The organism is Azoarcus indigens, assembly GCF_004361735.1.
Lineage (GTDB): Bacteria > Pseudomonadota > Gammaproteobacteria > Burkholderiales > Rhodocyclaceae > Azoarcus > Azoarcus indigens.
The window spans coordinates 1-21,738 of record NZ_SNVV01000037.1; the positions used below are offsets into that span (position 1 = coordinate 1).

General features: G+C 70.2%; 18 protein-coding genes and 1 pseudogene. 10 read left to right on the forward strand and 9 right to left on the reverse strand.

Features of this window, described 5'->3' with window-relative positions; genetic code table 11:
• Positions 1-145: 145 nt before the first annotated feature.
• The 3 genes and pseudogenes from C7389_RS23620 to C7389_RS23630 form a co-directional block, all read left to right on the forward strand.
• Positions 146-560 (forward strand): annotated as a pseudogene (locus C7389_RS23620) (IS5/IS1182 family transposase); the annotation flags it as partial.
• A complete protein-coding gene (locus tag C7389_RS25230; RefSeq protein WP_211168397.1) occupies positions 532-1,182 on the forward strand; it encodes a hypothetical protein in 651 nt (216 codons plus the stop codon). The pseudogene C7389_RS23620 and the gene C7389_RS25230, both read left to right, overlap by 29 nt.
• 329 nt (positions 1,183-1,511) lie before the next feature.
• Entirely contained in the window at positions 1,512-3,908 is a 2,397-nt protein-coding gene (locus C7389_RS23630) for an EAL domain-containing protein (protein WP_133595126.1), read from the forward strand.
• A 126-nt stretch (positions 3,909-4,034) separates the two neighbouring features.
• Here C7389_RS23630 and hmuQ read toward each other — a convergent pair whose 3' ends face one another.
• Together hmuQ and C7389_RS23640 are read right to left on the reverse strand one after the other, a co-directional pair.
• Complete coding sequence (gene hmuQ, locus C7389_RS23635) at positions 4,035-4,340, reverse strand: heme-degrading protein HmuQ (protein WP_133595127.1); 306 nt, start codon at positions 4,338-4,340, stop codon at positions 4,035-4,037.
• Positions 4,341-4,386: 46 nt separating this feature from the next.
• Positions 4,387-7,809 (reverse strand): PAS domain-containing protein, encoded by a 3,423-nt coding sequence (locus C7389_RS23640; protein ID WP_133595128.1) that lies wholly within the window; start codon positions 7,807-7,809, stop codon positions 4,387-4,389.
• Positions 7,810-7,978: 169 nt separating this feature from the next.
• Here C7389_RS23640 and C7389_RS23645 point away from each other — a divergent pair, with 169 nt between their 5' ends.
• On the forward strand, positions 7,979-8,359 hold the full coding sequence (locus C7389_RS23645) for a thioredoxin family protein (protein ID WP_133595129.1): 381 nt from the start codon (positions 7,979-7,981) through the stop codon (positions 8,357-8,359).
• 13 nt (positions 8,360-8,372) lie between these two features.
• Here the strand turns inward: C7389_RS23645 and C7389_RS23650 are convergent, their stop codons facing one another.
• The 4 genes from C7389_RS23650 to C7389_RS23665 all read right to left on the reverse strand — a co-directional run bounded on the left by C7389_RS23650 (position 8,373) and on the right by C7389_RS23665 (position 12,462).
• Positions 8,373-9,887 carry a M48 family metallopeptidase gene (locus C7389_RS23650; protein ID WP_133595130.1) on the reverse strand — a complete coding sequence of 505 codons (1,515 nt, stop codon included), beginning with the start codon at positions 9,885-9,887 and terminating at the stop codon, positions 8,373-8,375.
• A gap of 144 nt (positions 9,888-10,031) precedes the next feature.
• A complete protein-coding gene (locus C7389_RS23655) occupies positions 10,032-10,523 on the reverse strand; it encodes a helix-turn-helix domain-containing protein (protein WP_133595131.1) in 492 nt (163 codons plus the stop codon).
• 143 nt (positions 10,524-10,666) lie between these two features.
• Positions 10,667-11,881, reverse strand: a complete 1,215-nt coding sequence (locus C7389_RS23660) for an exo-beta-N-acetylmuramidase NamZ family protein (RefSeq protein ID WP_133595132.1) — start codon at positions 11,879-11,881, stop codon at positions 10,667-10,669.
• Positions 11,882-11,886: 5 nt separating this feature from the next.
• On the reverse strand, positions 11,887-12,462 hold the full coding sequence (locus tag C7389_RS23665) for a DOMON-like domain-containing protein (protein WP_133595133.1): 576 nt from the start codon (positions 12,460-12,462) through the stop codon (positions 11,887-11,889).
• 240 nt (positions 12,463-12,702) lie between these two features.
• Between C7389_RS23665 and C7389_RS23670 the strand changes: the two genes are divergently transcribed.
• Complete coding sequence (locus C7389_RS23670; protein ID WP_133595134.1) at positions 12,703-13,602, forward strand: radical SAM protein; 900 nt, start codon at positions 12,703-12,705, stop codon at positions 13,600-13,602.
• Between the two features lie 21 nt (positions 13,603-13,623).
• Here the strand turns inward: C7389_RS23670 and C7389_RS23675 are convergent, their stop codons facing one another.
• Positions 13,624-14,322, reverse strand: a complete 699-nt coding sequence (locus C7389_RS23675; RefSeq protein ID WP_133595135.1) for an LrgB family protein — start codon at positions 14,320-14,322, stop codon at positions 13,624-13,626.
• A gap of 12 nt (positions 14,323-14,334) precedes the next feature.
• A complete protein-coding gene (locus tag C7389_RS23680; protein WP_133595136.1) occupies positions 14,335-14,742 on the reverse strand; it encodes a CidA/LrgA family protein in 408 nt (135 codons plus the stop codon).
• Between the two features lie 107 nt (positions 14,743-14,849).
• Here C7389_RS23680 and C7389_RS23685 point away from each other — a divergent pair, with 107 nt between their 5' ends.
• Complete coding sequence (locus tag C7389_RS23685; RefSeq protein ID WP_133595137.1) at positions 14,850-15,764, forward strand: LysR family transcriptional regulator; 915 nt, start codon at positions 14,850-14,852, stop codon at positions 15,762-15,764.
• 32 nt (positions 15,765-15,796) lie between these two features.
• Here the strand turns inward: C7389_RS23685 and C7389_RS23690 are convergent, their stop codons facing one another.
• Positions 15,797-16,333: a MarR family winged helix-turn-helix transcriptional regulator gene (locus tag C7389_RS23690; RefSeq protein WP_133595138.1), complete on the reverse strand. Its 537-nt coding sequence runs from the start codon at positions 16,331-16,333 to the stop codon at positions 15,797-15,799.
• Positions 16,334-16,700: 367 nt separating this feature from the next.
• Here C7389_RS23690 and C7389_RS23695 point away from each other — a divergent pair, with 367 nt between their 5' ends.
• Genes C7389_RS23695 through C7389_RS23710 form a run of 4 tightly spaced genes read left to right on the forward strand, consistent with a single transcriptional unit; the run spans position 16,701 to position 21,736 of the window.
• Positions 16,701-17,981 (forward strand): amidohydrolase/deacetylase family metallohydrolase, encoded by a 1,281-nt coding sequence (locus tag C7389_RS23695; protein ID WP_133595139.1) that lies wholly within the window; start codon positions 16,701-16,703, stop codon positions 17,979-17,981.
• A 43-nt stretch (positions 17,982-18,024) separates the two neighbouring features.
• Positions 18,025-20,403, forward strand: a complete 2,379-nt coding sequence (locus tag C7389_RS23700; RefSeq protein ID WP_211168396.1) for a xanthine dehydrogenase family protein molybdopterin-binding subunit — start codon at positions 18,025-18,027, stop codon at positions 20,401-20,403.
• Positions 20,400-21,239 (forward strand): FAD binding domain-containing protein, encoded by an 840-nt coding sequence (locus C7389_RS23705; protein WP_133595141.1) that lies wholly within the window; start codon positions 20,400-20,402, stop codon positions 21,237-21,239. The genes C7389_RS23700 and C7389_RS23705 overlap by 4 nt, the downstream gene beginning before the upstream one ends.
• Positions 21,236-21,736 carry a (2Fe-2S)-binding protein gene (locus C7389_RS23710; RefSeq protein WP_133595142.1) on the forward strand — a complete coding sequence of 167 codons (501 nt, stop codon included), beginning with the start codon at positions 21,236-21,238 and terminating at the stop codon, positions 21,734-21,736. The genes C7389_RS23705 and C7389_RS23710 overlap by 4 nt, the downstream gene beginning before the upstream one ends.
• Positions 21,737-21,738 lie beyond the last annotated feature (2 nt).

The following is a 21,738-nucleotide window of genomic DNA, read 5'->3' on the forward strand; positions in this document are numbered from 1 at the left end:
TCTGCTTCTTCTTGGCGGCGTACTCCAGGTCGGAAAAGCTCGATTGCATCGGTTGAGGTCTCGTCGTGGCCCAGCAGCCGCCATTATCTCAAAGGTACTCCGCCAGCCGGGCTGGTGGCGGACGAATAAATCAGCGGTTCCCTAGGACGGCCACACGCTGGCCGAGACGCTGGAGCAGGTGGGCATCCTCACCGGCACGGACAAACCACCCGCCACGGCCATCGGGGACAAGGGCTACCGGGCGTAGAGATCGAAGGCGTGCGCATCCTGCGCTCGGGGCCGCGGCGCGGCATCACCAGGAAGCTGAAGGCCATGATCAAGCGGGCGCAGCGCCATCGAGCCTGCCATCGGGCATGAAGATGGACGGACGACTGGGCCGCAATCCGCTCAAGGGCGCGCTGGGCGATGCCCTGCACGCGGTGATGTGCGGCGCGGGGCACAACCTGCGTCTGACCCTGGCGGCGCTGCGGCTTTATTGCGTCCGCTTTGGGCTGTCGATGCAGGTGCTCATCGCCGCGCCGCTCGCTGCCCTTGCTGACCACCGACCCGCCTGCGGCTGAGAATGGAATTGTTCAGGACGGACTATCTCGTCGTCCGCGCTCACCGCAGCGAGTTCCCCAACCCATCACCTTCGCCAAAGGGGCGCCTCTGCTCATCGGCGAGCGCTACCAGGGGCCGGAGGGCTGGGATGACGACTGGTTTTTCTGCCGCACGCCGGGGCAGCAGGCGGGCTGGGGGCCCTTGGCGAATCTGGAGGAGAAGCGGGTGTTGAACGCGGTGGTGCAGGAAGAGGAAGCGGGTTGTGGAATCGCGGCGGTGGCCAACATTCTCGGCAAGTCCTACGCGGAGGCGAAGGCGATGGCCAACGGGATGGGCATCCATGCGGGAGACCGCAGGCTGTGGTCGGACACTGGCTATGTGAGGCGCATGCTGGCGGCGGCGGGCGTGGAGGTGGCGGCCGGCGAGACGCCGTTCGAATCCTGGGACGGCCTGCCGGACCTGGCGCTGCTCTCGATCAAGCACTACCGCGAAGGCGGGCGGGATTTCTGGCACTGGGTGGTGTTCACCCGGCGGGAGGGCGAGCCGCTGGTACTGGATTCCGCGGCTTATCTGCCCGCCAACATCCGCCGCGACTTTGCCGAGATGCAGCCCAAGTGGTTCATCGAAGTGAAACCCGCCTAGTCCTTTTCCGAGGCACTGGGGTGGGCCTGCGGCCGCCGGCGAGCGCCCGCGATGCAGCGCTCCGTGCTCCAGTTCCGCGACGTGCCTCCTTTTCCTTCGCATGATCGCGCGCAGTGTTCCCACTGGCCCTGCGCGCGGCGATTTATCGCTTTCGGACTAGGCCTTCGGGGAGCACCTGATTGGTGCGCGGCTGTCCGGCTCATGCACATCGTCGGCCAGGCCGCGCCGGCGTTTGCTTTCGGATTTGCTGCTTCCTGCGGGTTATTGCTGGGCGTGTTCCTTGCTTCGCCCGGACAAACTCCAACGATATGACGCGGCGACCGAAAGCCATGGAACTTCTGCTCAAGTACGAAGGCCATTACCCCCCCACTGCCTGGGAGCGGCTGGGGGCGGTTCGTCTCGGCAACAAGCTGTGGCGTTTCGACGGCGTCGAGCACCAGGGGCTGGCGATGCTGCTGGCCGAGCTGGAGCGGGTGACCGACAGCAAGACGCTGGCCGAGACGCTGGCGGTACCCCTGGGCGATGGCCGGGCGAGCAGCTCGGTGGACCTGCTGGACGCCGCCATGCCCTTCGGCACCCTGCTCACGCGCCAGCGTTTCCCCTGGGCGCTGGAGCCGCTGGACCGCCGGGTGGAGATCCATTTCCAGCCCATCATCGAGATCGGCGGCCAGGGCCAGGTCTATGCCCATGAGGCGCTGTGCCGGCTGTCGCCGCCCGGCGGCGAGACCCTCAGTGGCAGTGACGCCTTCAGCCTGGCGGCCAAGCTCGGACGGCAGGACGACCTCGACCTCGCCGCCCAGTACAAGGCGCTGGCGCTGAAGGCCGAGCGCATTCCCGCCGGCATGCCGCTCTTCCTCAACGTGATGCCTTCCACCCTGCTGTACGAGGACTGGCTGCCGCAGCTGCTGAACTGGATGCGCGAGTTGGGCGTGGACCGCCGCGACCTGGTGATCGAGGTGGTGGAGAGCGAGCGCATAGACGCGGTGCAACTGGCCGAGCGCTGCGACGCGCTGCGCGCCCAGGGCCTGCGCATCGCGCTGGATGACATGGGCGCCGGCTTCAACGGCCTCGCCACGCTGGCGATGGTGCGGGCGGAGTTCATCAAGATAGACCGCAGCCTGGTGCACGAGGCGCAGGGCAGCCGGGTGCGCTCGGTGCTGCTGGAGGCCATCGTTTCCATGGCCGAGCGCCTGGGGGTCACCGTGATCGCCGAGGGCCTGGAGCGGCCGGAGGATCTCGCCTTCTGCCAAGGCCTGGGCATCCGCTATGCGCAGGGCTTCCTGTTCGCCATGCCGGAGCCGATGCCGCGCCTGGGCCGGCTGTCGCTGCCGGAAACCGACGACGCCTGGCGCACCCAGCCGCAGGATCGCTTCCGCCTCACCGACGTGGTCGATCCCGGCATCACCTTCGAGCTCAACACGCCGATAGAGGTGGTGCGCGAGCAGTTCCGCCAGATTCCCCACCTGCCCTGGGCGGTGGTGGTGGACGACGCCAACCCGGTGGCCATCGTGCAGCGCGGCCGGGCGATGACCAGCGGCACCCGCAGCCTGGCGGCCGCCTGCCAGCCCCTGCGCCGCACGCTGCCGCACAACACCACGCTGGCCGGGCTGGCGCGCTCGCTCTACGTGGATCGCGGCGACAGTGAACCGTGGACGGTGATAGGCCCGGACGGCCACTACCTCGGCATCATCGAGCCGATGACGCTGGTGGCCCACATCCTCACCCGGCAGGAGTACGGCGCCAACCTGCATCCGCTGTCGCAGTTGCCCACGGGGCCGGCCCTGCGCCAGGCCATCGAAGCCCGCCTGGGCGAGCGGCGCGGCGCGCTGGGCCTGGTCTATATCGACCTCGACCACTTCAAGGCCTTCAACGACCGCTACGGCTTCATCCGCGGCGACGCCATGATCCGCACGCTGGCGGAGATCCTGCGCCATGTCTTCATCGGCCGGCCGGACCGCCTGCTCGGCCACATCGGCGGCGACGACTTCGTCCTCATCCTCGACGGCGAGGAGCCCAACCTGCTGGAGCAACTGCAGCGCGTCACCGCCCAGTTCCATGCCCTGGCCTCCCACCTGTACGACGCTGCCGACCTGGACCGCGGCTACTTCGCCACCGAGGACGACGCCCACCACCCCATCGCCAGCATCTCGGTGGCCTGCGTGAATGGTTCCACCGGCGCGCTGCGCGACAGCGTCGCCGCTGCCGAGCGCGCCGCCTACCTGAAGAAGCTGGGCAAGGCGGAATGGGGCAGCGTGGTGGTGGTGGAGGGCAGCCCGCCGACGGTGCACAGCCACGCCTCCATCCGCGGCCTGGACGACTGGGAGGAGAACGCGCTGGCGACGCTGCAGCATCTGCTGGGCATGCCGCGCAGCCGCGACCCGCATGCGATGGACGCCGCCTTCAAGGCCTATCCCTTCTTCGAGATGTTGTTCGAGCTGGATGCCCACGGCGTGCAGCGCTACCCGAACTGGATCAACCCCAATATGTACGGCCGCATCCGCGCCGGCGGCGCCGGTGCCAGCCGCGCCCAGCAGCCCTACTACAAGGCGGTGTGCGACACCGGCCGGCCCTTCGTGTCGTCCATCTATCTCTCCACCGCCTCCGAGGACTTCTGCCTGACCATCGCGGTGCCCATCACCGACGAGGCGGGTGCGCTGAGCGGCGTGCTGGTGGGCGACCTCAACCTGTCGTCGATGGCGGGGCTGCTGGACCGCCGGGCGGAGTGAGGCGAAGGCGCCACCGGCTGCGCCTGGGCGTGAAAAAGCCGGCGGACGCAGGGCGCGTCGCCGGCTTTTTCATGCGCCTGCTCGCGGGCGTGAGAGGGACGCCGCCTCAGCCGCGAACCAGGGCCCTCACAGCACCGCTTCGAACAACTCCAGCTGCGGCGGGCCGACGTAGATTTCGCGCGGGCTCTTGCCGGCGTTGGCATGGGCTTTCATGAAAGCCTCCGAGCGGGTCCAGTCGGAGAAGGCGGCCTCCGAGGCCCACTCGGTGTGGGAGGCGAACAGGGTGTATTCCTCGGTTTCCGGGCCGCGCATCAGGTTGAAGCGGACGAAGCCCGGCACCTCGTCGAGATAGCTCTCGCGCTGGCGCCAGTGGGAGATGAAGGTTTCCTCGTGGCCGCGGGCGATCTTGAAGCGATTCATGGCGATGAACATCGGAGGCTCCTAGAAGGGGTGAGCGTAGGGGCTGACCGCGCCGATTCTATGATGGCCGCTGTTCTGATGCGACCGCCGTGTCCGCAGGGGGCCGCCAGGCCACCACCCGGTTGCGGCCGCCACGCTTGGCTTCGTACAGCGCCTGGTCGGCGCGCTCCAGCAGGTCGGTGACGCTGCCGTCCGCCAAGAGGCACAGGCCTATGCTGGCGGTGATCCACAGCGGGCCGGCGGTGGTCGGGGCGGGCCGCGAGGCCAGCGCCTCGCGCAGCCGTTCGGCCAGGCGGTAGCCGCCCTCCGCGCTGGTGCCGGGCAGCAGCACCGCGAACTCCTCGCCGCCCAGGCGGCCGGGCAGGTCTTCCCGGCGCAGCACGCCGCGCAAGGTGTTGGCGACATGGATCAGCACCTGGTCGCCCACCGCGTGGCCGTGGCTGTCGTTCACCCGCTTGAAGTGGTCCACGTCCAGCATCAGCAGGCAGCCCGCCTTGCCGGGGTCGGGGATGGAGTGGGGGGCGCGGCGGACCAGTGTCTGCTCCAGCTGGGCGAGGAAGGCGCGGCGGTTGGGCAGGCCGGTGAGGGCATCGGTGGAGGCCAGCGTCTGCAGGTCGGTTTCGCGCCGCTTGCGCTCGCTGATGTCGCGCATCAGCCACAGCAGGCCGAAGGGCTGGCCTTGCTGCAGGATGGGAATGCGCTCTATCTCCAGCGTGCGACCATCGTCCAGCGTGGCTTCACGATGCACCGGGCCGCTGTCCGGCCCGAGCACGGCGGCCACCTCCGGCGGCAGCCGGCCGCTGAGCTCCGCGAGCGGCCGGCCGCCGAGGCTGTCCGGCGCGGGCAGGGCCAGCAGCTCGCAGAGGGCGCGGTTGGCCAACTGCACGTTGCGCGCTTCGTCCTCGGCGAGCAGGCCGCCGGGGAAGTGTTCTATCACCGCCTGCTGGCGGGCCCGAGCGCCGGCCAGCTCGGCCTCGATGCGGCGGCGTTCGGTGATGTCTATCAGCGTCCAGATGACGTCGCCTTCCGGCTGCGTCGGGTCCAGCAGGGTGCCGGAGATGTCGAACCAGCGGGCCTGACCGTCCTTGTCGTGCAGCGGGTACTCCAGCCGGATGCTGCCGCGGCTGCGCAGCTTCTCGTACTCGGCGCCGAAGCGTTCGAACGGGCCTTCGCCGCCGTGGGCGGCGGAGAAGCGGCTGCCGGCCATGTCTTCCCGGTTGGGGGAGAAGATTTCGATGGCGCGGGCATTGGCCTGCAGGATGATGCGTTGCGGCGAGACCAGGAAGATGGCGGCGGCGCTGTTGTCCAGCAGGGCGCGGCGCAGGTTGACGTCCGCCACCCGGGCGCTGATGTCGGTGTGGGTGCCCATCACCCGCTGCGGCCGGCCGTTCTCCCAGGCCACGACCCGGCCGCGGCATACCACCCACAGCCAGCCGCCGGTCGCGGTGCGCAGCCGCAGCTCGGCGTCGAAGCCCTCGCCCTTGGCTATCTGTTCGGCCATCAGGGTGTCGACCCGCGGGTAGTCGTCTGGATGGGCGAGGCGTTGCCACACCGCCTCGTTCACCGCGAAGGCCTGGTCGCGGTAGCCCAGCATCTCGAAGCAGCGGCTGTCCCAGTGGATGCTGCCGGCGGCGAGGTCCCAGTCCCACAGGCCGTCGCGCACCGCGGCCACCGTGAGGCGCAGGCGTTCTTCGCTGTCGCGCAGGGCCTGGGCGCGGGCGCGCTCCTCGGTGACGTCGTGGATGTAGCCGTGCCACAGCACGCTGCCGTCTTCCTCCCGCTCGGGCTTGGCATGGCCGCGCAGCCAGCGCACGTCGCCGTCGTCGCGCAGGATGCGGTACTCCTCCACCCAGGTGCTGAGCTGGTCGGCCGAGCGCTGGATGGAGGCCTGCACCCTGGGGCGATCGTCCGGATGCGTCCGCTCCAGCAGCCGGGTGGCGTCCTCAGCCACTTCGGCGGGCGGCATCTGGTAGATGTCCTGCAGGGCGGGGCTGAGATAGGGGAAGGCGCTGCCGCCGTCAGGCCGCAGGCGGTATTGATAGACCATGCCCGGCACCTGGGCCACCAGCTTGTGCAGTTGCGCTTCCAGTGCCCCGCGCTCGGCTTCGGCCTGCTTGTGCGCGGTGATGTCCATGTGGGTGCCGACCATGCGCAGCGGCCGCTTCTCCGCGTCCCGGCTGGTGATGCGGCCGCGGGCGAGTATCCAGCGGTAGCGGCCGTCGCGGGTGCGCATGCGGTGTTCGGATTCGAAGTAGGCGCTTTCGCCATACAGGTGGGCGTTCAGCTTGTGCTTCACCCGCGCCCTGTCTTCCGGGTGGATCAGTGCCATGAAGTCCTCGTGGGTGGTGCCCAGCTCGCCCGGCGGATAGCCCAGCATTGCCGCCCAGCGGGTGTTGTAGGAGAGGCGGTCGATGTCCAGCCGCCAGTCCCACAGGCCGAGGTCGCCGCCGTCCAGGGCGAACTGCAGGCGCTCCTCGCTCTCCGCCAGCAGCGCGTTCTGGCTGCTGCCGCGCAGGTAGAGCAGGGCGATGGCGAAGGCGGCCAGCAGCAGCACGCCGGTGCCGACGATGTTGCGCAGCAGGCTGTCGGCCACGGTGTCATGCATCTTCGCCATGGCGGGGCCGCGGGCGATGCCGACCGCCACCACCAGCGGGTAGTCGCTGGTGCGGTGCCAGGCGTAGTAGCGGTCTTGCCCATCCCGGCGGGGCTGCAGGCGGATGTTGCCGCTCTCGCCGGCCCGCGCCAGCCGGCTGCTCAGCGCCGGCGGCAGGGCGCCGCCCAGCACTTCGTCCTGCAGGCGGGTGCGGGCGAGGTAGGTGCCATCGTCGCGCAGCAGGGTGGCGATGTCGTCGGCACCGGTGACGGCGCGGCGGAAGGCATCGGCCAGGTAGTCGGGGGAGATGGACAGCACCAGCACGCCAGCGAAGCCCCGCTCGTTGTGCAGCGCGCGGCCGAACTGCACCACCCATTTGCCGGTGACGCGGCTCACGAAGGGCCGGCTGATGTGTAGCCGGCCGTCGTTCTCGCTGTCGCGCAGGTGCTGGAACAGTTCGAGGTCGGCGGTGGTGGGCCGGGGCATGCCACGGGGGAGGCCGTGGCGGGAATAGAGGATGTCTCCGTGGGCGTTCACCACCGAGACCTGGGCGATGCTGCCTTCGGGAAAGGTCTCTATCGCCACCCGGGTGGAGTGCAGGAAGGCATCGGTGTCGCCGCGCAGGTATTCGGCGGCGAGGTTGCGGCTGACGACGTCCAGTCCGGCCATCAGGGTGGAGACCTGCAGCGCCAGCGCGCTGGCCATCTGCTGTGCGCGGAGCTCCACCTGATGCTCGGTATCTTCCACCCAGTTGCGGTGCGTCTCCAGTAGCAGCACCCAGTAGACCGCACAGGCGAGCCCGAGCGCGGCCAGCGCCGCCGCCGCGTTGCTGCTGCTGTTGCGGTTGATCCGGGACAGCCAGTCGAAGTGCTTGCGGATGCGCGTCATTCCTTGGGGACGGTGGGGAGGGGAGGTGGGAGGCCGGGCTGTCGCCTGGTTGGGGCCGTCCGAGGGACCATAGGGTATTTCATACCGGCAACGGCCGCGCCAGGAAAACGATGACGCCCGACATGGGCTGGATTAGGATGAAAACACCCCACCCCACCGGAGTTCCGTCATGCCCAGTATCGAAATCACCGAAGAAAATTTCAATGAGGTCGTAGAAAACAATCCCATCGTCTTCCTGGACTTCTGGGCCACCTGGTGCGGTCCCTGCCGCAGTTTCGGCCCTATTTTCGAGGCCGCTTCCGAGACTCACCCGGACATCGTCTTCGGCAAGATAGACACCGATGCCCAGCAGGCGCTGGCGGCCACCTTCCAGATCCGTTCGGTGCCCACGCTGGCGGCCATCCGCGACAACATCATGGTATTCCGCGAATCCGGCGCGCTGCCGGCGAGTGCGCTGGAGCAGGTGGTGAGCGGCGTGCGCGGTCTGAACATGGACGAAATCCGCGCTGACATCGCCGCCCAGGAGGCCGGCGGCCAGCAGCCCGGCTGAGGCCGGAGCCGATTCAGCCGAGGCGGGCGGTGAGTGCTTCCGCCCAGCGCCCGGCTTCCTCCTCGCCCTCCTCGCGGCACAGGAACACATAGCCGCACTGCAGGCAGCGCTCGGCCAGGCTGCGGTCTTCGATGGCAGCCTGCGCCAGTTCGTCCAGCCCGCGGCCATCGCCCGCTTCCATCAGCAGGCGGCCGTAGTGCATGCGCGCCCGCGGAAAGGGGCCGTCCGGCCGTTGCAGCAGGTGCTTGAACACCGGCAGCGCTTCGGCGGCACGGTCGCAGTTGACCAGCGCGCCGCCGTATTCCTGCAGTTCGAAGGGGCTGAGGCTCTCCAGCGGCCGCGGCGACAACTCGGCGATGCGCTGGCGGCTGTCGCGCTGCTCGCGGTGATGGGTCAGCCAGGCGCTCTTCTCTTCTTCCCACCAGGCCTGGTCGAATTCCTTCGCCAGAGCGTGGGCGAAGCTGCCGAGCAGGGCCTCTGCGGCGGACTTCTCCACCGGCGCTGGCAGTGCGGCCGGCACTTCCAGCGCCTCCAGGCGGTCGCGCAGGCAGGGGTGAGTGTCGTTGAGGCTGGATTTGCGCAGCAGCGCGGCATTCAGCCGTTCCTGGTTGCACCAGTCCAAGTGGCTGGCGGAGAAGGCGGTGCGCATCGAGGAATAGGGCGGGAACAGCGGCTTGGGATGATGCGCAGCCTGGGCGTAGAGGCGCGGCCAGAAGGCTTCGTCTATCCAGTCCGCCAGCAGTTCGCCGCGGCACAGGCCGGTGCCGGCAGCAGCGTGGCCCACGGTGCGGCCGGCGGCGGCGTCCGCCTGGTATTCGTCCTGGCGCGAAAGCACGAAGGTGTAGGCGTTGAAATAGGGGGCGAAGCGGCGCAGGCCGGTGTGCAGCAGGCTGTCCAGCCAGTTGCCCTCGCTGCTGGAAACCTTGTCCATCAGGGCGCCGAAGGTGAGGCGCTGGCGGTACACCCAGGCGCCCAGCTTGCCGTGGGCACCGGACAGGTGGCCGTACTCGTGCGCCAGCGTGGCCGCCATCTCACGTGGCGCCATGGCGTAGAGGTAGGGCAGGCCGAGGATGAGGTGGTTGCGGTGGCCGCCGAACAGGCCGAAGCGCGGCACCTGGGCGATGGCGGCATTGAAGGAGCGGTCCACCACCACCCGGTGCAGCGGGGGGCCCTTCTGCTTGCGCTGGATGCGCTCTATCAACTCGAACAGCTTGGGCGCATCGGCGCGGGTGATCTCGCGGCCTTCGGGTGGGCTGAGGCGCGTCAGGAAGGCGCGCAGCACGGTGTAGAGCAGGCCGGTGAGGAAGAGGGCGAACAGGCCGAGATGGACCATCACCCAGACGTTGCGGCTGTCGCGCAGCCAGTGGAAGGCGGCGACGCCCAGGGCGATGACGAGCAGCAGCACCAGGGCCAGCGCCACGTAGGCAAGGCTGCTGACGAGCAGCACCTTGCTGCGGAAGGTGGCCGGGTTGTGGTGGGCGTCCAGCTCGAAGCGGCGCACCAGGTATTCGTAGCGGCTGTCGTCCATGCGGCGGGCCCGAACTGTATCGGTTTTGCGACAAAGTCTGCATTCGCCGCCGCTGGTCGTCGCGGCAATAACTCACGCTGGGTAGCGGGTTGCTTGCTTTTGATGGAGTTGGAGAGGGCGGGTGGGGCGCGCCGCTCGCACCACCTACCCGCCGTCCGGGTTCAGCCCGCTTGCGAGCGGCCGTCGGCCGGGGGGGCGGGCGTGCCGGCGCCGGGCCCGCAGTAGCAGCGCCAGCCCCCAGCCGGCGATGGGCCACGCCGCCCAGTCCAGTTGGCCGTCTGGGTGCAGATCGCGGTAGAGCAGGGCGGCGCTGACCAGCAGATAGATGAGCAGGTGTCGTGACGGCCGGCGCTGCAGGGCGGCGGCTCGCGGAATGTCCGCCGGGGCAACTGGCTGAGGGATGTCTGCGCTCGTTGCGGCAGGCGTGGCCGCGTCCGCCGCGGCCAGGATGTCGACCGGAACGTCCAGCGCCGCCGCCAGGGCGAGCGTGGTTTCGGCGGCGGCGCGGCCGTCCGCCTCCACCCGCTGCACGGTGCGGCTGCTGAGGCCGGCGGCTTCGGCGAGGCGCTCCTGCGACCAGGCGCGCGCCTCCCGCAGCTGCCGCAGTTTCCGGGTGTCGAGTTTCATGTCGTTCATGTTAGAGGCTCCGCTGTCGATAGACGCTTCCAGCGTGAGCCAGGGGCGGGCGGGGCACCACGACAGAAGGACGACAGCGGGGACGACAGGGCGGGCGGAGGCGCCTATCTGCGCCGGGGCGGCAGGCTGGCAGCGCCCGCTCCTCAGTACAACAGGCTGGCCGCGCGCTCGGCTTCCCAGGCGGCCTCGTCCGCCAGCGCGATCTCGTCCAGCGCGGTCGGCGGCGCGGTTGGGTCGTCCACCCACTGCCGCAGCACTTCGCTGCCGTTGATGAGGTCGATGGCGAGGCGGTCGTGCTCGTACTCGTAGGCGAAGTCGCGCCACAGCGGGTAGTCCGGCTGCTGCAGGCGCAGCGCCTTGAAGGCCAGGGCCTGCAGGCGCCAGGGGCGGAAGCCGGCGTGGTCGTAGTGGGTCGGGTCTTCCACATGGATCTGCACGCCGTTGCACAGCTTGCCGGCGTGCTTGTGGAAGGTGGGCTCGAACCAGCACTCGCGCAGCACGCAGCCGGCCAGCCACTGGGGCGCGAGGGTGCGCATGTCGGCGATCAGGCGGCGGGCGTCGATGTCCGGCGCGCCGAACAGCTCCAGCGGCCGGGTGGTGCCGCGGCCTTCGGACAGGGTGGTGCCTTCCAGCATCACCGTACCGGCGTAGGCGCGCGCCATCGACAGGTTGGGCGCGTTCGGGCTGGGGTTGATCCAGCTGCGCTCGCCCAGCGGCCAGCCATAGCCGGGGGCGGCGTCCGGCTGCCAGCCCTGCATGGCGATCACTTCCAGCTCCACGTCCAGCTTCAGCGTGGCGACGAACCAGCGCGCCAGCTCGCCCATGGTGAGGCCGTGGCGCATCGGCAGCGGGCCGGCGCCGACGAAGCTCTCCCAGCCCGGCCGCAGCAGCGTGCCTTCCACCGGCCGGCCGGCGGGGTTGGGGCGGTCCAGCACCCACACCGCCTTGCGGTGGGCGGCGGCGGCTTCCAGCACGTAGCGCAGGGTGGTGATGAAGGTGTAGATGCGGCAGCCGAGGTCCTGCAGGTCCACCAGCAGCACGTCGAAGCTGTCCATCATCGCCGCGGTGGGGCGGCGCACCTCGCCGTAGAGGCTGAACACCGGGATGCGGTGCAGCGGGTCGAGGTAGTCGGCGGACTCGACCATGTTGTCCTGCTTGTCGCCGCGCAGGCCGTGCTGCGGGCCGAAGGCGGCGCTGAGCTGGAGGTCGGGCAGCCCGGCCAGCGCGTCCAGGGCGTGGTCCAGGCCGCGGGTGAGCGAGGCGGGGTGGGCGAGCAGGGCGAGGCGGCGGCCGGCCAGCGGGCGGCGCAGCCCGGCGTCCTGCAACAGGCGGTCGAGGCCGAAGCGGATTGCGGTCATCGTATTCAGGGATGGGTGGGTAGCGGCGCCCAGGCCAGGGTGGCGGTGAAGGCGCGGCGGTCGTGGAAATCGGGTTTGGGGCGGGGGTGGTGCAGCGCCCAGTAGGCGAGCTTGCCGCCGGCACTTTCGATGACGGCGCTGAGGCCGAGCTGCAGCTGGGCTTCCGGTGCGCGCGGGGGCAGCGCGGCGGGGTCGAGCAGGATCTCGGCGATCAGCGTGCCGCTCTCGCGGCGGACCTTCTGCAGCCGTGGCGGATGTGGCGGCGGGGCGTCCGGGTCGCGCTCGCGGCTGGCGCAGAAGCGGTAGGCGGCCCACTGGCCTGAGGGCGCGAAGTTGAACTCCAGGTAGGCGGCCTCACCAGCACGGGCGACGAAGGCTTCGAAGCAGGTGTGCTGCCACAGCCCGTCGGCGGCGGCCGGCAAGGTGGCGGGCGGCAGGCGCAAGGCATCGAAATCCGCCTGCAGGCGGTAGACCAGGCGCAGCCCGCCATCCGCGGTGACGTCGACGGCGGCGGTGAGTTGCCGCACCGGGCCGGCGGCGGTGGTCGGGTGGGGCTGCAGCGTGAGTAGCGGGGACACCATGGGCGCAGGGGAGGGGAGGGCGGCTTCCTATGGTAGCCCATGCGTCTGGCTGGCGAGCCGCCGCCGGGACGCCGGCGTGGTGAAGCGCACGTTCGCGGCGGCGGGCCGGCACGGCGGATGCGATCCGGCGACGCCTCCGGCGGCCTCCTTCCGTCTTTCTCCCGCGCGGCGCAGAGTGTCTGCCGTCCGGCCGCGGGTTGAATAGAATCGCGCTCTTTCTCGCCCGTTTTGCTGCCTGCCATGAACACCGCCTTCCCCATCCGCTACGTCGAACCGGTGTATCGCCCGCCCAGCGAGGCGGAATCGCTGATCCTGCCGGTGACCGACGGCTGTTCCTGGAACAAGTGCACCTTCTGCGAGATGTACACCGCGCCGCAGAAGCGTTTCCGCGCCCGCGACGAGGACGAGGTGATGGACAGCATCCGCCGCAGCGGCGAGGTCTTCGGCGACCAGCTGCGGCGCGTCTTCCTCGCCGACGGCGACGCGCTGGTGCTGCCCACCCGCCGGCTGCTCGCCATCCTGGAGGCGATACGCAGCCACATGCCCTCGGTGCGCCGCATCTCCAGCTACTGCCTGGCGCGCAACCTCAAGCGCAAGACGGTGGCCGAGCTGGTGGCGCTGCGCGAGGCCGGGCTGCAGTTCGCCTACCTGGGCGCGGAATCCGGCGACGACGAGGTGCTGGCGCGGGTGAACAAGGGCGAGACCCACGACTCCACCCGCGAGGCGCTGGAGAAGCTGGGCGAGGCCGGCATCACCCGCTCGGTGATGCTGCTCAACGGCCTGGGCGGCGAGGCGCTAAGCGGCCAGCATGCGGACAACTCGGCGCGGCTCATCAACGCCACCCAGCCGGAGTACCTCGCGACGCTGGTGGTGAGCTTTCCGCGCGGCGATGCGCGCTTGAAGGCGGGCTTCCCGGACTGGCAGCCGTTGTCGCAGCAGGGCCTGTTCTTGGAGATGGAGCGCTTGCTGTCGCAGCTGGAGTTGCGCCACACCGTGTTCCGCTCGGACCACGCCTCCAACTGGCTGGTGCTCAAGGGCACGCTGGGCGCGGACAAGGAGCGGCTGCTCGCCCAGGTGCGGGCGGCCATCGCCGCGCCGGAGCAGGCGCCGCTGCGGCCGGCCTGGGCGCGCGGGCTGTGAGTTTGCGCCGGCGCCCGCCGCTTACAGCAGGTGGGCGACCAGCGGCGACACCAGCAGGTTGAACAGGCCGGTCAGCACCATCAGCAGGCCGGCCACCGAGCCCTCGCGGCTGCCCAGCTCGTAGGCCTTGGCGGTGCCGGCGCCGTGGGCGCCGACGCCGAACAGCGCGCCGCGCGCCAGTTCCGTCTTCAGCGGCAGCAGGCGCAGCACCAGCGTGCCGCCGAACATGCCGAAGATGCCGGTGATCATGACGAAGGCGGCCGTCAGCTCCGGCACGCCGCCGAGGTCGCGCGACATCTCCATCGCGAAGGGCGTGGTGATGGAGCGTGGCAGCAGCGAGCGCGCCACCTCGCCATCCAGCGCCAGCGAGCGCGCCAGCAGCCAGGAACTGGCCAGCGCCATCGCGGTACCGGCCACCATGCCGGCGCCCAGGGCCGGCCAGTGGCGGGCCAGCAGCGCGCGCTGCTCCCAGATGGGCACCGCGAAGGCCACCGTCGCCGGGCCGAGCAGGCCGATCAGCCAGGCGGTGTCGCGGGCGTATTCGGCGTAGCTGGTGTCGCTGGGAATGGCGAGCAGGAACAGCAGCACCGGCACCAGCAGGATGGGTGACAGCCAGAAGCGGCGGTAGCGCCGGTGCAGCGCGCGGGTAACGACGTAGCCGAGCAGCGTCACCGCCAGCCAGAACAGGGCGGCGAGGCTGGGGCTGAGGTGGGCGTTCATGGCGGCCGCTGCTCAGGAGGCGGCGCGCGGCGGTTCGGCGTCCGCGGCGGCGGCCTGGCGGCGGCCCATCCATTCCACCGCCAGCGCGGTGGCGGCCATCACCATCAGCGTGCTGAACATGATCACCAGCAGGATGCGCCAGCCCTCGTGGCGCAGCAGCGGGCCGTAGTCCAGCAGCGACATCGCCGCCGGAATGAAGAACAGCAGCATTTCCGCCAGCAGCAGGCCGGCGCCGGCCTTGAGCCAGGAAGGGCGCAGTACGCCGGCGGCGAACAGCGCCAGCAGCATGCCCAGCCCGATCACCCCGCCCGGCACCGGCAGCCCCAGCAGCGCGGCCACGCGGCCGCCCGCCCACCAGAACAGGATGAGCACGCCGACCTGGAGCAGGGTGCGGAACAGGGAGGGCAGGGCGCGATGCATGGACGGATTGTTGCAGTGCAATGTAGATGAATCCAAGCATAGGCCTGCGGGTATGATTCCCCAAGAGAATTGTTTTCATACCCGTGATTCCAGAAAGGAATGAGCGCATGGATGCCCGAGTCCCCGAATTGCGCCAGTTGGCCGGCTTCGTCGAGCTGGTGCGGCAGGGCAGCTTCACCCGCGCCGCCGAGGCGCTGCACCTCACCCAGTCGGCGCTGAGCAAGCAGATCGCCCAACTGGAGGAAAGGCTGGGCCGCTCGCTGCTGGAGCGCGGCGCCGGCCGGCTGCGGCTGACCGATGCCGGCGAAGTGGTGCTGCGGCGGGGGGAGGCCATGCAGCAGTTGGGGCGCGAGCTGCTGGCGGAGCTGGACGATCTGGATCGGCTCGTCACCGGCGAGCTGCGCCTGGGCCTGCCGCTGTTCGGCGCGGACGCGGTGTTCACCGCCCTCATCATCGAGTTCCTGGCGCGCTACCCCGGCGTGCGGGTGCATCTGGAAGAAGGCGGCAGCAAGTCCATCGAACAGGCCCTGCACATTGGCGCGCTGGAACTGGGCGCGGCGCTGACGCCCTCCAACCCCGAGCTGGACTACCTGCCCTTCTGCAACGAGCCGCTGGACGTGCTGATGCCCGCCGGCCATCCGCGCGCCGGCGCCGGCAGCGTCGCCCTGGTGGAGTTGGCCGACACGCCCTTCCTCCTCTACGAGCAGAGCTTCACCCTCAACGACCGCCTGCAGCACGCCTGCCGCCAGGCCGGCTTCACCCCGCAGGAAGGCGGCCGCAGCGGCCAGGCGGACTTCCTCGCCACCCTGGTCGTCGCCGGCCAGGGCGTGGTGCTGCTGCCGCGCATCGTCGCCCGCGGCCTGGAGCGCCCGGGCTTGGTGCGCCTGACCCTGCGCGAACCGCAGATGACCTGGGACGTGGCCTTCATCTGGCGCCGCGGCGCCTATCTTTCACGCGCCGCGCGGGCCTGGCTGGCGTTGGCGAAGGAGATGGCGACGCCAGACCGGCCGCTGGCGGCGTAGCCAGACTGCTCAGCGCTGTCTGCGCTGCCGCCTCACTTCTCCTCGCCGCCCTTGCGGGCACGCAGCCGCAGCGGCACGGCGCTGGGGGCGTGGCTGGCTTCCACCAGCTGGATGAGCTTGAGCATGAAGAGGTCGCGCTCTTCCGGCGGCAGCGGGTCCAGGCTGCGGTCATGGGCGCGCTGCACCGCCGGTGCCATCTTGTTCACCAGGTTGCGGCCCTTGCGCGTCAGCCGCACCCGTTTCACCCGCTTGTCCTGCGGCGCCTGGCGGCGCTCGATCAGGCCGCGCTCTTGCAGCCGGGGGATGACCTCGGCCACGCTGGTGCGCTCCAGGCCGATCTCGAGTGCCAGCGTGCCCTGTTCCATCTCGCCGTGCTGCGACAGCGCGGTGAGCAGGCTGTACTGCACCGGGGTGACGCCGAACTCCCGCGTCTCCTCCAGGAACAGTGCCGAGTGGATCTGGTGCAGGCGCCGGATCAGGAAGCCGGGGCGGGTGAAGAGCAGGGATTTGTGCTGGGCCGTGGCCAGGGTGGCGCGGGCGAGCGAGACCGGATCGTTGTTGTTTTCCATGATGTGGGCGAGGGTGGGGGCGACGCAGGTGCCGCGGCCCGTATTGGGCGGCTGGGGGGGCGGCGGCGTCGCCGATGGCGCGGATTATCCCACAGCGGCGATTCCGTCCGCTTGCCGGTTAAAGAGGTATGCCACCTAAACCGTCGGGCATTCCTTTCTGGCACCGGCACGGTGCGCGGAGAGGCCCCGGATGTGCCATCCCGGTGCATGTTTAATGGGGTGTGCCACCTAAGTTTTTGCCGTTCAATATTGATCCAAGTCAATGAATCTTAAGGTCGCCTGAAAATACATCGGCCAGCGGGAACGAGCGCGCACGATATTTGCGGTATGCCACCTATCCGAGGCCAACCGCGAAGACGCTGAAACGATGAAGATCCTGCTCAAAGGGGGCCGTGTAATCGACCCCGCCGCCGGCCGAGATGGCCAGTTCGACGTGCTGATCGACAACGGCCTGATCGCCGCCGTCGGCACCGACCTCCCTGCCAGCCAGACCGCCGGCGCCCAGGTCACCGACTGCCGCGGCAAGCTGGTGCTGCCCGGCCTGATCGACACCCACGGCCACAACTACCAGTACGTCACCGGCCGCTTCGGCCTAAATCCGGATCTCTGTGGCGTGCGCTCCGGTGTCACCACCCTGATCGACCAGGGCGGCCCCAGCTGCATCACCCTGGCCGGCTATCGCCACTTCCTGGTCGAGCGTTCCGACACCCGCATGCTGGCCTTCCTCTCCGCCTACCTGGTCGGTGGCCTGGAGGGGCACTACTACCCGGAGTTGTACCAGCCGGGCTGTCTGGACGTGGCGGCGACGGTGAAGTCGGCCAAGGCCAACCCGGACCTGGTGAAGGGCTTCAAGGCCCACGCCGAGATCGGCGGCTTCGCCCGCTGGGGCACCGAGGTGATGCGCGACTCCGCCCGCATCGCCGCCGAGGCCGGCCTGCCGCTCTACATCCACTTCGGCCAGCTGTGGCCCAAGCCGGGCGATGGCGGCATGCCGGTGGACCCGGACACCATCTTCAACCAGGTGGTGGAGATGCTGAAGCCGGGCGACATCCTCGCCCACCCCTTCAGCCGCAACCCCGGCGGCTTCGTCGAGGTGAACGGCAAGCTGCATCCGCTGGTGAAGGAAGCGCTGGCGCGCGGGCTGAAGGTGGACGTCGGCCACGGCTCCCACTTCAGCTTCCGCGTCGCCCGCCTGGTGCTGGACGCCGGCGTCATCCCCGACACCCTGGGTGCCGACATGCACGGCTACAACACCTCGGTGCCGGCGCCGGCCGGCACGCCGGACAGCCATCCGGACGAGGAGGAGCACCTCTTCACCGGCCGCACCCGCTTCAGCCTGGTGTCGGCCATGACCAGCATGCTCGCCCTCGGCTTGCCGCTGAACCATGTGGTGGCGATGGCCACCTGCAACGCCGCGAAGATGTGCGGCATGGAGCATGAGCTGGGCACGCTGGCCGTCGGCCGGGTGGCGGACGTCTCGGTGCTGGACGACCTCGCCGGCCAGTGGGTGCTGCGCGACAACGAAGGCAACCGCGTGGAGACGGATCGCTGGCTGCAGCCCGCCTTCTGCCTGCGCGCCGGCAAGCGCTTCGAGGCAGATGCGCCCATCCTGCCGGTGGCGGAGGCCGTCGAAGGAGTGGCGGCATGAGCGACCGCGCCTGCTATGCCGGGCCGGCCGCAGGAGGCCGGTGGTGAACGCCCCGCTGGCCGAGACCCGCGCCCAGGGCATCGGCGTCGCGCTGCCGCGCAAGGAGGACGACCGCTTCATGCGCGGCCGCGGCGGCTACGTCGGCAACATCCGCATGGTCGGCATGGTGGACGTGGCCTTCGTGCGCAGCCCGGTGGCCCACGGCCGCATCCGCGCCATCGAAAAGCCGGAAGGCTGCGAAGGCGCGGTCTATACCCTGGCCGACCTGGAGGGCGTGCAGCCCATCGTCGCCAACTCCGGCCTGGCCGGCTTCAAGTGCTCGGCGCAGCCGGTGCTGGCCGGCGACAAGGTGCGCCAGGTGGGCGAGATGATCGCCATGTGCGTGGCCGACAACCGCGCCGCGGCGGAAGACATCGCCGCCCAGGTGTTCGTCGATTTCGACGAGCTGCCGGCGGTGGTGGACATGCTGGCGGCGCGCCGCGCCGGTTCGGCGCTGGTGCATGAGGAATGGGGCGACAACGTCTTCCTCGAAACCTTCATCGATGCCGACCTGGACGACATCCGCAGCAAGGCCGCCATCAAGGTCAGCCGCAAGCTGCGCACCGCGCGCCAGAGCATGGCGCCGATGGAAGGCCGCGGCGTGGTCGCGCACTGGGATCACCGCCTCGGCCAGCTCATCGTCTACACCTCGGCGCAGATGCCGCACATCAACCGCACCGGCATCGCCGGCTGCCTGGGCCTGGACGAAGGCCAGGTGCGGGTGGTGGCGCCGGACGTGGGCGGCGGTTTCGGCTACAAGGGCATCCTGCTGCCGGAAGAGGTCTGCGTCGCCTGGCTGGCGATCAAGCTCGGCCGCCCGGTGCGCTGGCTGGAAGACCGCCGCGAGCAGCTCACCGCCAACGCCAACTGCCGCGAGCACGACTACGACATCACCGCCTACGCCGACGGCGACGGCCGCCTGCTGGCGGTGGATTGCGAAGCCACGGTGGATTCCGGCGCCTATTCCTCTTACCCCTTCTCCGCCTGCCTGGAGGCGGCGCAGGTCGGCAGCATCCTGCCCGGCCCGTACAAGATGGAGAAGTACCGCTGCCGCACCTGGTCGGTGGCCACCAACAAGCCGCCCATCCTGCCGTATCGCGGCGTCGCCCGTACCGGCGTGTGCTACGCCATCGAAACGGTGATGGACGCCATCGCGGTGCAGGCCGGGCTGGAGCCCTGGGAAGTGCGCATGCGCAACCTGGTGCTGCCGCAGGAAATGCCCTACGACAACATCACCAGGAAACACTTCGACAGCGGCGACTACCCGGAATGCCTGCGCCGCGCGGTGGAGGCCATCGCCCTGCCGGCGGTGCGTGAACGCCAGCGCCGCGGCGAGGCGGACGGCCGCCGCATCGGCGTCGGCCTCGCCATCTTCTGCGAGCAGGGCGCCCACGGCACCTCGGTCTATCACGGCTGGGGCATCCCCATGGTGCCGGGCCGCGAGCCGGTCACCCTGCGGCTGACGCCGGACGGCGTGCTGGAAATCCGCGCCGGCGTGCATTCCCACGGCCAGGGCATGGAAACCACGCTGGCGCAGATCGCCCACGAGGTACTGGGCATCGCCATCGACAAGGTGCGGGTGCTGCTGGGCGATACCGGCATCACCCCGTACTCCACCGGCACCTGGGGCTCGCGCTCCATCGTCATGGCCGGCAGCGCGGTCGGCGTCGCATGCAAGGAGCTGAAGGCGCGCTTGATCAAGATCGGCGCCCACCTGCTCAAGGACGAACCGGCCATGGTCACCTGGCAGGCCGGCGCGGTGGTTGGCCCCCACGGCTGGAAGCGCATCGCCGACATCGCCCGCACGTGGTACCTGCAGCCGCAGCTGCTGCCCGCCGATGTGGACCCGCGCGGCCTGGAGGTGAGCACCACCTACCAGGCGCGGCGCGACAGCGGCACCTTCAGCTACGCCTGCCACGCGGTGGTGGTGGCGGTGGATACCGCGCTGGGCAAGGTCGAACTGCTGGACTACGTCGTCGTCGAGGACGGCGGCGTGCTCATCAACCCGCTGGTGGTGGATGGCCAGGTCTATGGCGGCGCCGCCCAGGGCATAGGCACCGCGCTGTACGAGGAAATGCGCTACAGCGAAGACGGCCAGCCGCTGGCCTCCACGCTGGCCGACTACATCCTGCCTGGCGCCACCGAGGTGCCGGCCATCCGGATCGAGCACATGGAAACGCCCGCCCCCTACACCGAGTTCGGCCAGAAGGGCATAGGCGAGAGCGGCGCCATCGGCTCGCCGGCCGCCATCGCCAACGCGGTGAACGACGCCCTGCGCCCGCTGGGCGTGGAGATCAACCAGCTGCCCATCACCCCGCGCGCCATCGTCGAGGCCCTGGCCGCGGCGTCCGCCGCATCCGCCACCCAAGGGAGAAACGCATGAAGGCCGCTGCGTTCGACTACGCCCGGCCCGCCAGCGGCGACGAAGCGGTGGCGCTGCTCGCCGCCGGCGCCGGCATGGCCAAGGCCCTGGGCGGCGGCCAGTCGCTGGGGCCGATGATGAACCTGCGCCTGGCGCAGCCGGATTCCCTGGTGGACCTGCGCGCCATCGCCGAACTGCGCGGCTGCCGCCGCGACACTGCCGGCGGCGTGGAAACGGTGCTGATCGGCGCCTGTACCACCCATGCCGACATCGAGGACGGCCGCTTCGACGACCCCAGCCGCGGCTTCCTGCCCAGGGTAGCGGCCGGCATCGCCTACCGTGCGGTGCGCAACCGCGGCACCGTCGGCGGCAGCCTGGCCCATGCCGATCCGGCCGCCGACTGGGTGAATGCGATGGCGGTGGCCGGCGCCGACATCCTGGTGCAGGGCCCGGCCGGCCGCCGCACGGTGGCCGCCGCCGACTGGCTGCAGGGCGCCTTCACCCCGGCGCTGGCGGAAGACGAGATCGTGCTCGGCGTGCGCCTTGCGCAGTGGAGCGCCGCCGCGCGCTGGAGCTACTACAAGTTCAACCGCAAGACCGGCGAGTTCGCCGAGGCCATCGCCGCCTTCGTCGTCGATCCGGCGCTGGACCTGTGCCGCGGCCTCATCGGCGCGCTGGACGGCCCGCCGCGGGTCATCGCCGACGCCCGCGGCCTGCTCGCCGCGCTGCAGGCCGGCGACCCGGCCGCCGCCGATGCCGAACTGGCCGCCGCCGGCCTGCCGCCCGGCAGCTACGAGCACCATATCCACCGCGCCGCGCTGCAGCGCGCGGCCGCCCAGCTCAAGGGGAACGCATGAACGACAAGCCGACCAGTCCGCTGGCGCTGACGGTGAATGGCCGCGAGGTCAGCGCCGTGGTGGAGCCGCGCACCCATCTCGCCGACTTCCTGCGCGAGCAGCAGCTGCTCACCGGCACCAACATCGGCTGCGAGCAGGGTGTGTGCGGCGCCTGCACCGTGCTGGTGGACGGCGTGCCCACCCGCTCCTGCATCACCTGGGCGGTGAGCTGCCAGGGCGCCGAGGTGCGCACCATCGAGAGCTTCGACGAGGACGAAACCATGGCCGAACTGCGCGCCGCCTTCACCGCCGAGCACGCGCTGCAGTGCGGCTACTGCACCCCCGGCATGCTCGCCACCGCGCGCGACATCGTCACCCGCCTGCCGCAGGCCGACGAAGCGCGCATCCGCCTGGAGCTGTCCGGCAACCTGTGCCGCTGCACCGGCTACGTCGGCCTGGTGCGCGCCATCGGCCGGGTGCTGGAAGCGCGCCGCCAACGCAATCTGGTGGAGGCCTGAGC

Bases quoted from the DNA above. Each gene is read 5' to 3' on its own strand.
- C7389_RS23630 (WP_133595126.1), top strand. From the start codon at position 1,512: ATGGAACTTCTGCTCAAGTACGAAGGCCATTACCCCCCCACTGCCTGG.
- hmuQ (WP_133595127.1), bottom strand. From the start codon at position 4,340: ATGTTCATCGCCATGAATCGCTTCAAGATCGCCCGCGGCCACGAGGAA.
- C7389_RS23640 (WP_133595128.1), bottom strand. From the start codon at position 7,809: ATGACGCGCATCCGCAAGCACTTCGACTGGCTGTCCCGGATCAACCGC.
- C7389_RS23645 (WP_133595129.1), top strand. From the start codon at position 7,979: ATGCCCAGTATCGAAATCACCGAAGAAAATTTCAATGAGGTCGTAGAA.
- C7389_RS23650 (WP_133595130.1), bottom strand. From the start codon at position 9,887: ATGGACGACAGCCGCTACGAATACCTGGTGCGCCGCTTCGAGCTGGAC.
- C7389_RS23655 (WP_133595131.1), bottom strand. From the start codon at position 10,523: ATGAACGACATGAAACTCGACACCCGGAAACTGCGGCAGCTGCGGGAG.
- C7389_RS23660 (WP_133595132.1), bottom strand. From the start codon at position 11,881: ATGACCGCAATCCGCTTCGGCCTCGACCGCCTGTTGCAGGACGCCGGG.
- C7389_RS23665 (WP_133595133.1), bottom strand. From the start codon at position 12,462: ATGGTGTCCCCGCTACTCACGCTGCAGCCCCACCCGACCACCGCCGCC.
- C7389_RS23670 (WP_133595134.1), top strand. From the start codon at position 12,703: ATGAACACCGCCTTCCCCATCCGCTACGTCGAACCGGTGTATCGCCCG.
- C7389_RS23675 (WP_133595135.1), bottom strand. From the start codon at position 14,322: ATGAACGCCCACCTCAGCCCCAGCCTCGCCGCCCTGTTCTGGCTGGCG.
- C7389_RS23680 (WP_133595136.1), bottom strand. From the start codon at position 14,742: ATGCATCGCGCCCTGCCCTCCCTGTTCCGCACCCTGCTCCAGGTCGGC.
- C7389_RS23685 (WP_133595137.1), top strand. From the start codon at position 14,850: ATGGATGCCCGAGTCCCCGAATTGCGCCAGTTGGCCGGCTTCGTCGAG.
- C7389_RS23690 (WP_133595138.1), bottom strand. From the start codon at position 16,333: ATGGAAAACAACAACGATCCGGTCTCGCTCGCCCGCGCCACCCTGGCC.
- C7389_RS23695 (WP_133595139.1), top strand. From the start codon at position 16,701: ATGAAGATCCTGCTCAAAGGGGGCCGTGTAATCGACCCCGCCGCCGGC.
- C7389_RS23705 (WP_133595141.1), top strand. From the start codon at position 20,400: ATGAAGGCCGCTGCGTTCGACTACGCCCGGCCCGCCAGCGGCGACGAA.
- C7389_RS23710 (WP_133595142.1), top strand. From the start codon at position 21,236: ATGAACGACAAGCCGACCAGTCCGCTGGCGCTGACGGTGAATGGCCGC.